The sequence below is a fragment of the Enterovibrio coralii genome, from assembly GCF_001559595.1.
GTDB lineage: Bacteria > Pseudomonadota > Gammaproteobacteria > Enterobacterales > Vibrionaceae > Enterovibrio > Enterovibrio coralii.
On the sequence record NZ_LNTY01000054.1, the window covers coordinates 60172 to 74001 of the forward strand.

Sequence of the window (13830 nt, forward strand, 5' to 3'; positions counted from 1 at the left end):
TATGCTCGACTTCATCACTGACATTTTAAGTACACCTGCGATCCTCATCGGTATCGTGGCCCTGATTGGTCTTGCTATCCAGAAAAAATCGAGCTCAGATGTGATTAAAGGCTCGATCAAAACCATCCTTGGTTTCATCGTTATTGGCGGTGGTGCTGGCATTCTGGTGAGTGCCGTGACCCCAATGGGCGTATTGATGGAAGAAGGGTTCAACCTTCGCGGCGTTATTCCGAATAACGAAGCAATCTACGCAACTGCTATGGCCGATTTCGGTGCCTCAACGTCGCTTATCATGGCGTTTGGTATGGTGGCGAACATCTTCTTCGCGCGCTTCAGTAAGTTCAAATACATCTTCCTGACTGGCCACCATACGCTTTACATGGCTTGTATGATTGCAATCATCTTGAGCGTGGCAGGCTTCAGCGGCGCGTCTTTGGTGTTCCTTGGCTCTGTGTCTTTGGGTCTAATCATGGTGCTCTTCCCTGCAATGGCTCAGCCATTCATGCGTAAGATCACTGGCAGTGATGATGTCGCCTTCGCACACTTCTCGACAGTCGGTTATGTTGCGTCTGCGTTGGTAGGTAAAGTCGTCGGTAAAGGCTCTAAGAGCACCGAAGAAATGAACCTGCCGAAGAACCTGGTGTTCCTGCGCGACTCTTCAATCTCTATCTCGCTGACCATGGGTATCATCTATCTGATCCTTGTGATGGCGGCGGGCAGTGAGTTCGTTACCGAAAACTTGAGTAACGGTCAAAACCCGATTGTTTACGCCATCATGACCGCGATTGGCTTTGCGGCGGGTGTGTTCGTCATCCTGCAAGGTGTACGTCTGGTACTGGCAGAAATCGTTCCTGCGTTTACTGGCATTTCTCAGAAACTGGTACCGAACGCAAAACCTGCGCTGGATTGCCCAATCGTCTTCCCTTACGCACAAAACGCGGTGTTGGTTGGCTTCCTGTGTAGTTTCCTTGGCGGTCTGGTGAGCATGGGTGTGCTGGGCATGATGGAACTGACGCTGATCCTTCCTGGCGTGGTCCCTCACTTCTTCACAGGTGCAACAGCAGGTGTGTTTGGTAATGCAACAGGCGGTCGTCGCGGTGCTGCGGTTGGTGCATTCGTCAACGGTGTCGTGATCACCTTCCTGACCCTGTGGCTGCTGCCTGTTCTGGGTGACCTTGGTTTTGCCAACACCACCTTCTCTGATTCTGACTTCGCCATTACCGGTATCTTCCTAGGCTATCTGGCAATGCTGGGTAAAGAAGCGGTGATTCTGGGCGTCGCAGCGGTCGCAGCACTGGTACTGGGCACCAACTTCATTGGCAAGAAACCTGCCGAAACTGCAGAAAACATCTAATTTCAGTGCGGGCTGACACCAGCCCGCACTCTCTCATCTTCCCGAGGTAACTATGCAATCTTTACTCGATCTGCGTCAGATTGAGGCCTTCAATCTGTCTATCAAAAAGGAAATGGCAAAGGCTTTATTGAACATGGGGTACGGCCACTTTGGTGGTTGTCTGTCCGTCACTGAAACGCTGGCTTGTCTGTATGGTCGCTACTTAAAACACGACCCTGCCAACCCTCTCATGCAAGACCGCGACTTGTTTGTGCTGTCAAAAGGCCATGCGGGCCCTGCGCTTTACGCGACCCTCGCACTGCGCGGTTTCTTTGATATCGAATGGCTGAAAACCATCAACGCCAACGGCACCAAGCTGCCAAGCCATGCTGACATGAACAAAACGCCGGGCGTGGACATGACAACCGGTTCGTTAGGACAAGGTATTTCTTGCGCAGCCGGTATGGCTGCTGGCACTCCCTCGACGGTTTACACCATCGTCGGTGATGGTGAGCTGCAAGAAGGTCAGTGTTGGGAAGCAGCGCAGTTCGCGGCGCACCACAAGCTGTCGAACTTGGTTGTGTTTGTCGATAACAACAAGCGTCAGCTCGATGGTTACATTGATGAGATTCAGGCGTCTTTCGATATTCGTGAAAAGTTTGCGTCTTTCGGCTTTAACGCCATCGGCGTTGACGGCAAGAACATTGAAGCCATCTGCGCAGCGATTGAAACGGCCAAAGCAGAGACAGGTCGCCCAACTGCGATCATTCTGGATACAGAAAAAGGTCAGGGCATGCCAACCGTTGAAGCGATTGAAGCAAACCACCATCTGCGTTTAGACGATAACCTGCGTGCAGCGATTGAAGCAGACATTGCGGCACTAGAGCAAAAAATCGAGGAGCTGAAATGAGCAAAGAACTTCGCGTTATCCACGCAGAAATGTTGATGGAACTGGCAGAGCAGCATGACAACGTGATGGTGCTGGAAGCCGACCTGATGGGCAGTGTCAGCACCAAGAAATTCGCGCAAACCTTTCCAAACAACTTCCTGAACTGCGGCATTGCAGAAGCCAATATGATGGGTGTGGCGTCAGGCTTGTCGGCAGTGGGCAAAGTACCTTTTGTTCACTCGTTTGGCTGTTTCGCAACCCGTCGTTGTTACGATCAGATTTTCCTCGCGGGCGGCTATGCAGGTCAGCACATTAATATCTTTGGCAGTGACGCAGGCGTGACCGCGGTGACAAATGGCGGCACCCATATGCCGTTTGAAGACACAGGCCTGATGCGTTTGGTACCAAACGCAACCGTGATTGATGTGTCCGACGAGTCGGTACTGCGTGCCGCGATGCGTTTTGCTTATGCCAATAAAGGCGTGAACTACATTCGCTCAACCCGTAAAGACTTGCCGGCGATCTATGGTTCGGAAGACGACATTGAAATCGGTAAAGGTAACCTTCTAAAAGAAGGCGCGGATCTGACCATCATCGCGGCGGGTATCTGTGTGCATGATGCGCTAAAAGCGGCGGAGCAGATCGAAGCCAACACGGGCAAAACCGTGGCAGTCATCGACATGCACACTATCAAGCCGTTGGATACTGAGCTGCTGGTCGCGGAAGCGCGTAAGACCGGCCGTGTGGTGACCATTGAAAACCACAATGTGATTGGTGGTCTCGGTGATGCAGTGGCATCTGAGCTCTTGTCTCACGGTGTTGCCCTGCAAAGCTTCAACAAGCTTGGCGTGCAGGAGCAATACGGACAGGTGGGGTCGCTTGATTTCTTGAAAGATGTTTACGGCATCAGCGCGGAGCGTATTGCAGATTTCTGCACCACATTGCTGAGTGCGTGATCGCTCGGATATCGCGAAATGCAGGTGACAGTTTGTATTCACCTAGCGATAACACATACCCAAATGACCTAAATATGCTCGAGTTCAGAGGTCATCAATGCGTTCAATTCGAGGCGAATTTTGCGAGAAATAGTCGTTCTATTTCCGTGGAATTTAACGAAGAAGTGGACGCATTGAGGCCCTCCCTTTGGGCGAGTTAACTGGCGTCGTGCTCTTTGTTGTCCCTTTTTAATGTAGGTGAACTACATCTGCAAAGGGACGCCGCGATCACCACACCAGTCAAACTCGCTGAATCCTGCATATTTAGGTCGTTTGGGTATACACTAAGCGGCGGATCTGAGATCCGCCGTTTCTGTCTGCGAAAGATAAAACCTCATAAAACAACAAGCAGTCAGTCGGCTAATACATAACGAAAAAGAGACGCTATGACGTTTAAAGTGACAGGGAAGCAGCAAGAAGTCATCGACTTCATTGAGCGCAAAATTGAAAGTGCTAGCCTATCTCCCGGCGACAAGCTGGATACCGAAGCCGGTATCGCCAAACACCTCGGTATCACCCGTGTGACCGTGCGTGAAGCAACGCGCTATTTGGTTGAGCAAGGTTTGGTTTATCGCGTGAAAGGCTCGGGCTTGTACGTCGGCTCAGGTCAGGCATCACCCAGCGGCAATTTTCATGTGTTGTCACCGTTTGATGAACAAGCACAAAAGGCAGGAGAAAGTGCCGTCCGCCGTGTGATGTCCAGTGCCATCATTGAAGTGCCTAACGTCCAAATCGCGCATGCGCTTCGCATTAAACCGAACGAAAAGGTTTACTATATCGAGCGCTTGATGAGCTTTGGCAGCATGCCTGTGTCGTTCGAGCAAACGCATATCCCAGTGGCGGTTTGCGATGGCTTTCAGTTCAACCAGATAGAACACTCCAAGTATGGCTACATGGAGCAGATGACCGGTAAAAAGGTACAAACGCGTGAGCAGGACATTTCAGCCTTTAACCTGCGTGATGCCGAGTTGGCCGAGCTGCTCAATGTGGACGAAGGACAGGCGATGATAGAGCTTCGAGAGGTGGTATCGTTTGATGACGGCACGCCATTCGAATACACGGTCGCGACCATCAACAGTGACTTGTTCAATATCCATCAGGTGACGCGCCGCTAAGCGAGTCTGCAATGAATAGATGAAAAGAGCCTCTACGCTGAACGAAGAGGCTCTTTTTGTTTTCTAAGATAGAAGTAAAACTACGCTTGAAGCTCTGGCCTGTGCTTGTATTGCTCCAGCGATTCAGGGTTATCCAGCGCGCTGAGCTGAGCGACTTCCCGTCCGTGCACCACATCGCGCACTGCGAGTTCTGCCAGCTTACCTGATTTGGTTCTTGGGATATCCGTGACCGTGACAATCTTGGCGGGGACGTGTCGTGGTGTGCAGCTGATCTTGATGGTGGAGCGAATTTTTCTCTCCAAGTCGTCATCCAAGGAGACGCCTTCGCGCAGTTTCACAAACAGCACCACACGCACATCATTGTTCCAGTCTTGCCCAATCACCACCGAATCCATGATTTCGTCGAGTTGGTTGACGTGACGGTAGATTTCCGCCGTGCCAATGCGCACGCCACCTGGATTCAAAATTGCGTCTGAGCGTCCAAAGAACACCATGCCGCCTTCATTGGTCAGCTCGACATAATCGCCATGGAACCAGATGTCTTCCATCTTTGCCCAGTAAGCGTTGTGGTAGCGCTCGCCGCTGTCATCATTCCAAAAGCCGACAGGCTGGTTCGGGAAGCTGTTACAGCACACCAACTCACCCTTTTCATCCACAACCGCTTGGCCGTCACTGTTAAAGACATTTACTGCTAAACCAAGGCCGCGCACCTGACTTTGCCCGCGATAAACTGGCGAGATGGGACTGCCCAACACAAAACAGCCACAAATGTCGGTGCCACCTGCGATGGAGCTAAGCTGCAAGTCTTGCTTGATGTGGATGTAGACATAATCAAACTGCTCGGGTGCCAGCACGGAACCTGTTGAGCATAGGGTGCGAAGCGTGGACAGCGAGTGTTCTTGTTCTGGGTAATAGTGATGCTTCTCAAGGGCTTCAAGGTATTTGGCTGAGGTGCCAAATAGCGTGACTTTTTGGGTGTCGGTCAGTCGCCATAATACGCCAGCATCTGGATAAAACGGGGAGCCGTCAAACAGCACCAATGTCGCGCCGCTTGCCAGCGCACTGGCCAGCCAGTTCCACATCATCCAACCACAGGTGGTGAAGTAAAACACGCGATCGCCGACCTTCACATCGGAGTGCAGTTGGTGCTCTTTTAAATGATTAAGCAGCATACCGCCGACACTGTGGATGATGCACTTTGGCTTACCCGTGGTGCCGGATGAATACAAGACATACAGTGGTGCGTTAAATCCAACGCGGGTAAAGCGCAGCGGCGGCGCGTCTTCATCTAGGATTTCCAGCCAGTCTCTTCATCATCGTTGATATCGACGGTGTTGACATACGGAATGACCACCATGTGGGTCATGCTTTCCACACCTTGTCGGACTGAACGCGCTTTGGTGAGGTTATCGTGAGACTTACCGTTGTAGTTATAAGCATCTGTGGTGAAAAGGACTTTCGGCTGCGTTTGGCCGAAGCGATCCAATACGCTGTCGATACCAAAGTCAGGCGAGGTTGATGTCCAGATAGCACCGAGTGATGCCGTTGCCAGCATGGCAACCACGGTTTCGGCAATATTGGGTAGATAACCCGCTACCACGTCGCCTTGCTCGACGCCGCACGAGCGCAAGTAGTGAGTAACACAACCCACTTGGCGCACCAATTCTTGCCACGTGATTGAGGTGGCAATTTCATCTTCACCGGAAAAGACGATGGCGTCTTTGTCCGGCATGTCGGCTGCCCATTGCAGCAGGTTCTCTGCAAAGTTCAGCTCGGCATCGGGAAACCAGCGGCTATGCTGGTGTGGGTCTTTTTCTGGGATATCGACGATACGGGCACCGCGCTCGCCGACTACGTTGCCGAAATCCCACAATTCGGTCCAAAAGAGATCGTTATGTGTGATTGACCAATCGTACAGCTGGGCGAAATTAACAAGCTTCAGGTTGTATTGACGGTTTACCACATCCATGAAATCCGTCAGGTTGGCATTGGCGAGTCGTGATGAGCTCGGTCGCCAAAGAGGCTCGTGTGACATGCTTTCTCCTAAACATTGTCTGGGTGCGCTTTTGCAAACTCGGGCAGATGTTGGCAGCGCTGTTCTATTTCTATCAAGGTAGGGTATGGGGTCAGGTCGATAGAAAACCGACGCGCGTTGAACAGCTGGGGGACAAGGCAGATATCCGCGAGCGTTGGAACCGAATCACAACAAAACGCAGTTTGAGAACTCTCCAGTTTCTTTTCCAGAGCGTCCAAGCCGTTGCGGACCCAGTGCTGATACCACTGCAACTTGTCATCGTCGCTGTGTTGCATTGCGCCGGTCAGGTGCTGCAAGACTCGAAGGTTATTGAGCGGGTGAATATCACAAGCGATATCCAAGGCGATGGCGCGACACTTGGCGCGTGCGATGCGATCGGCAGGTAAAATTGAAGGGGAAGGGTACGCCTCTTCCAGATATTCAATAATAGCCAGCGATTGCGTCAACACTTGTCCGTTATCGACCAAGGTTGGCACCAGTCCCGAGGGATTCAGCGCGCGATAGCTGTCCTTGCGTTGGTCACCGTCCAACAACGAAACGGACTGGGCTTGGTAGCTCAGTCCTTTCAAATTGAGGGCGATGCGAACACGGTATGACGCGGACGAGTTTTTATAATCAAAGAGCTTCATCTCGTCTCTCCATGCCTACTTGAACGGGACAACTTCCTGCTCAATGCGTCCGAATATCGAACGTCCTTGTGAGTCATGCATTTCGATGCTGACTCTATCACCGTAGTGTAAGAAGGGGGTGTTAGGCGAACCCACTTCCAGAATTTCCAACATTCGTCTCTCTGCTATGCAACAAGATCCTTTTGAGCGATCCAAATTAGAGACAGTACCGGAGCCGACAATGGTGCCCGCAGACAGGTGTCGACTCTTGGCGGCATGGGCGATCAGCTCTGAGAAATCAAAGGTCATGTCTACCCCTGCATCGGGTGCGCCAAACTGTTCATGATTGAGGTGTACCTCAAGAGGAAGATGCACTTTGTTGCCCGCCCACGCATCAGACAGTTCATCAGGGGTAATGGCGATAGGCGAGAACGCGGACGCAGGTTTGGATTGGAAAAAGCCAAACCCTTTTGCGAGTTCACTGGGAATGAGGTTTCTGAGTGAAACGTCGTTGACCAGCATCAGAAGGCGAATGTGCTTGCCTGCAGCATCGGCGGCGGTTGCCATTGGCACGTCGTCGGTAATCACCGCAACTTCGGCTTCAAAATCGCATCCCCACGCTTCATCGCAAAGTTCAATGTCATCACATGGGGCAAGGAAACGGTCTGACATACCTTGGTACATCAATGGGTCGGTCCAGAAACTTGCAGGCATCTCTGCGCCGCGGGCTTTTCGCACCAATTCAACATGGTTCACGTACGCACTGCCATCCGCCCATTGAAAGGCGCGCGGCAGGGGAGAGGCGCAATCTTTCGGGTTAAACGGGAATCGCCCGGCCACCTTGTTGTCGTTCAAGGCGTCATAACGTGCTTGCAGTAACGGAGATAGGGTGTCCCATTCGTCCAATGCGTCTTGCAGGGTGTAGGCAATGTCGGAGGCATCGACGGCTTGGCTCAGATCGCGGGAGACCAGAATCAATTTGCCGTCGCGGCGGTGTTTCAAAGAGGCCAGTTTCATTGTTCTCTCCTTGTCTCGTTAGTCTCTGTCAGGCAGTGGGAGGCGTTCGCCAAGACAGAACGTAATCCGTTAACTCAGTTTGTTTCGCCGCATCGCCCATATCTAAAGGCATGCGGGTATCAATCATTACCGCGACTTCATCGGTTTCTTTTTTAGTGGCGCGCGCACCGGCGGCAAACGCTTTGGGGTGTGGGCCGTGCGGGAAGCCACAGGGGTGATGTGTCACCATGCCGGGATGAATGTTGTCTCGACTGAAGAATTCCCCTTTGTGGTAGAAGATGACTTCATCGTAATCGTCATTGTTATGGTAGAAGGGCACTTTGAGCGCGCCGGGATCTGTTTCAATGGGACGGGGAACAAAGGTACAAATCACAAAGCCTTGTGCGACAAAGGTGGTGTGTGCTGAAGGCGGCAAATGGTAGCGATGGCTCATCAGCGGTCGGATATCACGCCAGTTGAGCTTGAATACGGTGAGGTTACCTTTCCAACCCACGGCATCAAGCGGGTTGAAAGGGTAAGTAATGCGGTTCAGGGCGTTTCGCGATTTCAGATAAACCTGCCAGTCTCTGGGTTCTGCGCGTTGGGCAACGAACTCATCATCGATCCTCGGGTGTTCTAATACCGCAGGATCAAACACTGCATGATCGCCGACGATCCCTTTTTCTGCCGCCAGATAGGATCCGTGGGTGGCTTCAATCATCAGCAAGGTAACCGGTGAGCTTGGCTCAATGCGCCAATTGGTCGAGCGAGGAATGATGATGTAATCGCCTTCAGAGAAATGAAGGTGGCCGTAATCGCAATAGAGCGAGCCTTCGCCCTGATGCACGAACAGGCAATCATCGCCATCACCGTTTCGCACCAGATAATCCATTTCGTTTTCACATCGCCAGACTCTCACGCGGACATTGGGGTTAGAAAGCAAGACTGGCGCGGTCATGGGGTTGTTCGTGGTGTCTTCGACCTTGTTTGTGTCAAACGCATGAGGGCGCAGTTCGCCTTCCCATTCCGTCCAGCCAGTGGGTGCATGCAGGTGATACATATGGGTTGCCGGACCAAAGAAACCTTCCTTACCGCATTCCCTTTCATAGGTGCCTTCCGGCAAATCGCAATGGGCTTGTCGGGACGCTTCACCTTCCACGAGCGGGAATGAAAACCACTTTCTCATGATGCTCTCCTGCACAGATTAAAACGAAGAAAACGGCAGATAGTTTCAAATGAAACTATCTTTTGAGTATTGGTCAGATTGGCCAGAATGCAAATTTGAAGGAAAGATAAGGAGAACCATGAACGGACAACGCCTGTCACTAGACGATTTCCTGCCATACAAACTGGTGCAAACCGCGGAGCTGGTGGCTGATAGCTTGGCATCGCGTTATGAGGCGGAGTTTGGGATTTCGCGTCCGGAATGGCGGGTGATTGCCTCACTCGGTGCGCGCGATGGGGTGATTTCCAAAGACCTTGCCAAGGAGACGCGATTGGATAAGGTCAAAGTCTCGCGGATATTATCGAAGCTGGAAGAGAAGGGCTTAGTGGCGCGTTCCGTGGATGAAAACGATCAGCGCGCGGCTGTTATCAAGTTATCTGCCGAAGGTTTGGAATTGTATCAACGGGTCGTGCCGAAGGTGCTGGCGTGGGAGCGGGATATCTTGGCGGGTTTGTCTGAATCAGAGTACCAAGTGCTTTATCACGCACTCGATGCGCTGCAAACCCGCTCTCGGGAGTTAGGCTAGCGTTAACTTTCCTTTGCCACACTTTTCTCTACCAAGAGCTGGCGGCGCATGGAGACCGCCACGGTGTAAGCGACAATACCGGCAATGGCGTTCGCCACAGCAATGCCGACAAACATGCCTTCCGTGCCGTCAAACACACTGCCGAGCCATGCCATTGGCAGCAACAGGATGAAAAGACGCATCAGGTTCATCGCAAACGCGGTGACGGGCTTTTTCATCGCATTGAGTGCACTCACCAACATCATCATCACACCCTGCATCCCGTAACTGGCGGGGACAACAATCAAGTAATGCCACAGCTTGTCTTGTACCGCGGGTTCTTGGCTGAACAGAGAGGCGATCGGCAAGCTGAGCGGCACCATGGCAATAAAGATGATGAACTGAAACACGATAGAAAAACGCATCGCGCGAAACAGTGCAGCAAACGCGCGGGTTGGATTACCTGCGCCAAAGTTCTGCGCCATGATAGGCGTGAGTGCAGAGGTTAATGCCATCATCACAATCAGCAGCAATGACTCAACCGTTGCGCCGCGCCATACGCTGCAACGGCGGCAGTCCCTTGGCTGGCAAGCAACGCCATCAAGATGGCACCGGAAATCGGGTTCAGCGCATTGGACATCGCCGCGGGGGTACCAATCGAAAGGATGTCCTTCCAGTCTTGCCAAATTGTGCGAGGTGATGGCCACGCCAGTAACTTGTCACGCTTTATCAGTACGTACAGTGAGCCGACCAAAGCGCCTGCCCAACTGATGGCACTGGCAATGGCTGCCCCTTTTACGCCGAGTTCAGGAAACGGGCCTAAGCCAAAGATAAGCAAAGGGTCGAGAAGGCCATTAATGAACCCTGCCAGCACCATAATTTTTGCCGGTGTTTTGGTATCTCCAGTGGCGCGAATCGCGGAATTCCCTGCCATAGGGATCACTAATAGAGGGATCGTGAGGTACCAAACGCTCATGTATTCATGAATGAGGGGGAGTAAACGCTCGTGTGCACCCAGCATGCGAAACAGTGGATCGATGGTGGCAAGACCAATCATGCTGGCAACCACCACTAAAAGTACCGCCAAAATCAGACCATGCCCCGACACCCGTGCCGCATCTCGCTGTGCATTTTGGCCGAGGAGCCTAGCAACGCCGGTAGAGAGACCCACACCGATCCCCATGGTGATGCAGTTGACCGCAAAGGTTATCGGAAACGTGAAACTGACGGCGGCGAGCGCATCTGTTCCTAATAAAGAGATAAAGAAGGTGTCGACCAGATTAAAGGCAAGGATCGCAACGAGACCGAACACCATCGGGATCGTCATGTTTTTCAGAGTCTGATCTATTGAGCCTGACAACAGGCCATGCTTGTCTTTCATACCACTCTCAGCAACGGCTTTTATGAAAGGAAATGAATAAAAATGGGTGGTTCAATGTATTGCAGAGTAGATCCTTGAAAAAACAAGGCAGGGCTACCCTAATCGATAGAATGTGATGGAGCAAAAGGTATTGGTTAAAAAAAACCAAAAAATTTGCTTTTTGCCCCTTGGGATTGAGATAACCCATCCCCACTTTATACGCAAATTGCGTTAAACCCGTCGACAAAATGTCGATAGGGGCTATACAGATTTCGGAACCTGCAAAGTGTGGCAGTTTCCTTTTCTATTTATCACATGGATCACTACATTTATTCAGGAGACGACCAATGAACATTCGTCCACTACACGATCGCGTAATCGTTGAACGCCAGGAAGTTGAATCAAAATCTGCTGGTGGCATCGTTCTAACCGGTTCAGCTGCTGAGAAATCTACTCGCGGCGTTGTACTGGCAGTTGGTAAAGGCCGTGTGCTTGAAAACGGCAACGTGCTACCGCTGGACGTTAAAGTTGGCGATACCGTTATCTTCTCTGAAGGCTACGGCACCAAGACTGAGAAAATCGATGGTAAGGAAGTCCTGATCCTGTCTGAAAACGACATCATGGCTATCGTTGAGTAATTACTATTTCATCACTGAAGAACAGATTTAAAAAGGAAGAGAGAAATGGCAGCTAAAGACGTTAAGTTTGGCAATGATGCACGCACAAAAATGCTGGAAGGCGTAAACGTTCTGGCAAACGCAGTAAAAGTTACTCTGGGTCCTAAAGGCCGTAACGTAGTACTGGACAAATCTTTCGGTGCACCAACTATCACTAAAGATGGTGTATCTGTAGCGCGTGAAATTGAACTGGAAGACAAATTCCAGAACATGGGCGCACAAATGGTTAAAGAAGTTGCGTCTCAAGCAAACGACGCAGCGGGTGACGGTACCACAACTGCAACTGTACTGGCGCAAGCAATCATTGCTGAAGGTCTGAAAGCAGTAGCAGCGGGCATGAACCCAATGGATCTGAAGCGCGGTATCGACAAAGCCGTTGTTGCTGCAGTAGAAGAGCTGAAAGCACTGTCTGTACCATGTGCGGATACCAAAGCAATCGCACAGGTTGGTACTATCTCTGCAAACTCTGATGAGACTGTAGGTAACATCATTGCAGAAGCAATGGAAAAAGTAGGCCGCGACGGTGTTATCACTGTTGAAGAAGGTCAGTCTCTGCAAGACGAGCTGGATGTAGTAGAAGGTATGCAGTTTGACCGCGGTTACCTGTCTCCTTACTTCATCAACAACCAAGAGTCTGGTTCTGTTGATCTGGAAAGCCCGTTCATCCTGCTGGTTGACAAGAAAGTGTCAAACATCCGTGAACTGCTGCCTACACTGGAAGCAGTAGCAAAATCTTCACGCCCTCTGCTGATCATCGCAGAAGACGTAGAAGGTGAAGCACTGGCGACACTGGTTGTGAACAACATGCGTGGCATCGTGAAAGTAGCTGCTGTTAAAGCACCTGGTTTCGGCGACCGTCGTAAAGCCATGCTGCAAGACATCGCGACACTGACTGCAGGTACTGTTATCTCTGAAGAGATCGGTATGGAACTGGAGAAAGTAACGCTGGAAGATCTGGGTCAGGCGAAGCGCATCTCTATCACTAAAGAAAACACCACCATTATTGATGGTGCAGGTGATGAAGTGTCTATCCAAGGCCGTGTATCTCAAATTCGTCAGCAAATCGAAGATGCAACTTCAGACTACGACAAAGAGAAACTGCAAGAACGCGTTGCTAAACTGGCAGGCGGTGTTGCGGTAATCAAAGTTGGCGCAGCAACTGAAGTTGAAATGAAAGAGAAGAAAGACCGCGTAGAAGACGCACTGCACGCTACTCGCGCAGCAGTTGAAGAAGGCGTGGTTGCTGGTGGTGGTGTTGCACTTATCCGCGCAGCGAGCAAAGTTGTTGACCTGCAAGGTGACAACGAAGAACAAAACGTTGGTATCCGCGTTGCACTGCGTGCAATGGAAGCACCTATCCGTCAAATCGCACTGAACGCAGGTGATGAAGATTCTGTCGTTGCGAACAACGTGAAAGCTGGCGAAGGTAACTACGGTTACAACGCAGCAACGAGCGAATACGGCGACATGATTGAAATGGGTATCTTGGATCCAACTAAAGTTACTCGTTCAGCACTTCAGTTCGCAGCCTCTGTAGCAGGTCTGATGATCACTACCGAAGCAATGGTAACTGAACTGCCAAAACAAGATGGCCCAGCAATGCCTGACATGGGCGGCATGGGTGGTATGGGCGGTATGATGTAATCATCCCGTTTCCCATCGGAAATAGAAAAAGCCCGCGAAAGCGGGCTTTTTTGTACCTTAAAGAAACAGTTAGCCAAGATCCGCATTTTTACTGACCTACAAGACAGCATGCCATCAATGAGATTAGTGAAAAATAGCCGTGCGGAATCGTCAGATTGTGCTTTACTGAATAGTCTTGCGGTCACACAAGAGTCATTAAAGTGACATGCCGCTGACAAGAAGATCGATATGCATGATCTCGATCAGCCTTGATCCTTGTAATATCCGCACAGAATTTGTGCGAAAATGGGGTTTTCGTTCGATATTTGAGCGCTTGAACGCGAAAGTGTGACTTTTTTCAAAAAAGCACTTGCGCGATTTTCTGAAGTCCCTATACTGCGCCCCATCGACACGGGGCACGGCGCACTAAGCCAGCAACGAAGTCAACGTTCTTTAACAATTTGACCAA

General features: G+C 51.1%; 10 protein-coding genes and 2 pseudogenes. 7 read left to right on the plus strand and 5 right to left on the minus strand.

Annotated elements, in window-relative coordinates:
• The first annotated feature begins 1 nt into the window (after nucleotide 1).
• From ATN88_RS20100 to ATN88_RS20115, 4 genes are all read left to right on the plus strand, one after another.
• The gene (locus ATN88_RS20100) at nucleotides 2–1354 is read left to right on the plus strand and encodes a PTS ascorbate transporter subunit IIC (RefSeq protein WP_067419422.1); all 1353 of its coding nucleotides are present in this window, start codon (nucleotides 2–4) and stop codon (nucleotides 1352–1354) included.
• A gap of 52 nt (nucleotides 1355–1406) precedes the next feature.
• Nucleotides 1407–2243, plus strand: coding sequence for a transketolase (locus tag ATN88_RS20105; protein ID WP_067419423.1), 837 nt, complete (start codon nucleotides 1407–1409; stop codon nucleotides 2241–2243).
• Nucleotides 2240–3178, plus strand: coding sequence for a transketolase family protein (locus ATN88_RS20110; RefSeq protein ID WP_067419424.1), 939 nt, complete (start codon nucleotides 2240–2242; stop codon nucleotides 3176–3178). Before ATN88_RS20105 ends, ATN88_RS20110 begins: the two co-directional genes overlap by 4 nt.
• Before the next feature lie 425 nt (nucleotides 3179–3603).
• Nucleotides 3604–4332, plus strand: a complete 729-nt coding sequence (locus ATN88_RS20115; RefSeq protein ID WP_067419425.1) for a GntR family transcriptional regulator — start codon at nucleotides 3604–3606, stop codon at nucleotides 4330–4332.
• A gap of 80 nt (nucleotides 4333–4412) precedes the next feature.
• On the opposite strand, the pseudogene ATN88_RS20120 reads toward ATN88_RS20115, so the two are convergent.
• From ATN88_RS20120 to ATN88_RS20135, 4 genes and pseudogenes are all read right to left on the minus strand, one after another.
• A pseudogene (locus ATN88_RS20120) lies at nucleotides 4413–6367 on the minus strand (acetoacetate--CoA ligase).
• Nucleotides 6368–6375: 8 nt separating this feature from the next.
• Nucleotides 6376–6996: a maleylacetoacetate isomerase gene (gene maiA, locus ATN88_RS20125; protein ID WP_067419426.1), complete on the minus strand. Its 621-nt coding sequence runs from the start codon at nucleotides 6994–6996 to the stop codon at nucleotides 6376–6378.
• 15 nt (nucleotides 6997–7011) lie between these two features.
• Nucleotides 7012–7992 carry a fumarylacetoacetate hydrolase family protein gene (locus tag ATN88_RS20130; protein ID WP_067419427.1) on the minus strand — a complete coding sequence of 327 codons (981 nt, stop codon included), beginning with the start codon at nucleotides 7990–7992 and terminating at the stop codon, nucleotides 7012–7014.
• A gap of 28 nt (nucleotides 7993–8020) precedes the next feature.
• Nucleotides 8021–9157 (minus strand): homogentisate 1,2-dioxygenase, encoded by a 1137-nt coding sequence (locus ATN88_RS20135; RefSeq protein WP_067419428.1) that lies wholly within the window; start codon nucleotides 9155–9157, stop codon nucleotides 8021–8023.
• Nucleotides 9158–9275: 118 nt separating this feature from the next.
• On the opposite strand from ATN88_RS20135, the gene ATN88_RS20140 reads away from it, so the two are divergent.
• On the plus strand, nucleotides 9276–9722 hold the full coding sequence (locus ATN88_RS20140) for a MarR family winged helix-turn-helix transcriptional regulator (RefSeq protein ID WP_067419429.1): 447 nt from the start codon (nucleotides 9276–9278) through the stop codon (nucleotides 9720–9722).
• A 2-nt stretch (nucleotides 9723–9724) separates the two neighbouring features.
• Here ATN88_RS20140 and ATN88_RS20145 read toward each other — a convergent pair.
• Nucleotides 9725–11082, minus strand: a pseudogene (locus ATN88_RS20145) (MATE family efflux transporter).
• Between the two features lie 326 nt (nucleotides 11083–11408).
• On the opposite strand from ATN88_RS20145, the gene ATN88_RS20150 reads away from it, so the two are divergent.
• Both ATN88_RS20150 and groL read left to right on the plus strand, forming a co-directional pair.
• On the plus strand, nucleotides 11409–11699 hold the full coding sequence (locus tag ATN88_RS20150) for a co-chaperone GroES (protein ID WP_067419430.1): 291 nt from the start codon (nucleotides 11409–11411) through the stop codon (nucleotides 11697–11699).
• Nucleotides 11700–11744: 45 nt separating this feature from the next.
• Nucleotides 11745–13382, plus strand: coding sequence for a chaperonin GroEL (gene groL / locus ATN88_RS20155; protein ID WP_067419431.1), 1638 nt, complete (start codon nucleotides 11745–11747; stop codon nucleotides 13380–13382).
• Nucleotides 13383–13830: the final 448 nt, after the last annotated feature.

Excerpts from the sequence above, each read along its gene's own strand:
- ATN88_RS20135 (WP_067419428.1), bottom strand. The coding sequence starts at position 9,157 with ATGAGAAAGTGGTTTTCATTCCCGCTCGTGGAAGGTGAAGCGTCCCGA.
- ATN88_RS20100 (WP_067419422.1), top strand. The coding sequence starts at position 2 with ATGCTCGACTTCATCACTGACATTTTAAGTACACCTGCGATCCTCATC.
- groL (WP_067419431.1), top strand. The coding sequence starts at position 11,745 with ATGGCAGCTAAAGACGTTAAGTTTGGCAATGATGCACGCACAAAAATG.
- ATN88_RS20140 (WP_067419429.1), top strand. The coding sequence starts at position 9,276 with ATGAACGGACAACGCCTGTCACTAGACGATTTCCTGCCATACAAACTG.
- ATN88_RS20110 (WP_067419424.1), top strand. The coding sequence starts at position 2,240 with ATGAGCAAAGAACTTCGCGTTATCCACGCAGAAATGTTGATGGAACTG.
- ATN88_RS20150 (WP_067419430.1), top strand. The coding sequence starts at position 11,409 with ATGAACATTCGTCCACTACACGATCGCGTAATCGTTGAACGCCAGGAA.
- ATN88_RS20105 (WP_067419423.1), top strand. The coding sequence starts at position 1,407 with ATGCAATCTTTACTCGATCTGCGTCAGATTGAGGCCTTCAATCTGTCT.
- ATN88_RS20130 (WP_067419427.1), bottom strand. The coding sequence starts at position 7,992 with ATGAAACTGGCCTCTTTGAAACACCGCCGCGACGGCAAATTGATTCTG.
- maiA (WP_067419426.1), bottom strand. The coding sequence starts at position 6,996 with ATGAAGCTCTTTGATTATAAAAACTCGTCCGCGTCATACCGTGTTCGC.
- ATN88_RS20115 (WP_067419425.1), top strand. The coding sequence starts at position 3,604 with ATGACGTTTAAAGTGACAGGGAAGCAGCAAGAAGTCATCGACTTCATT.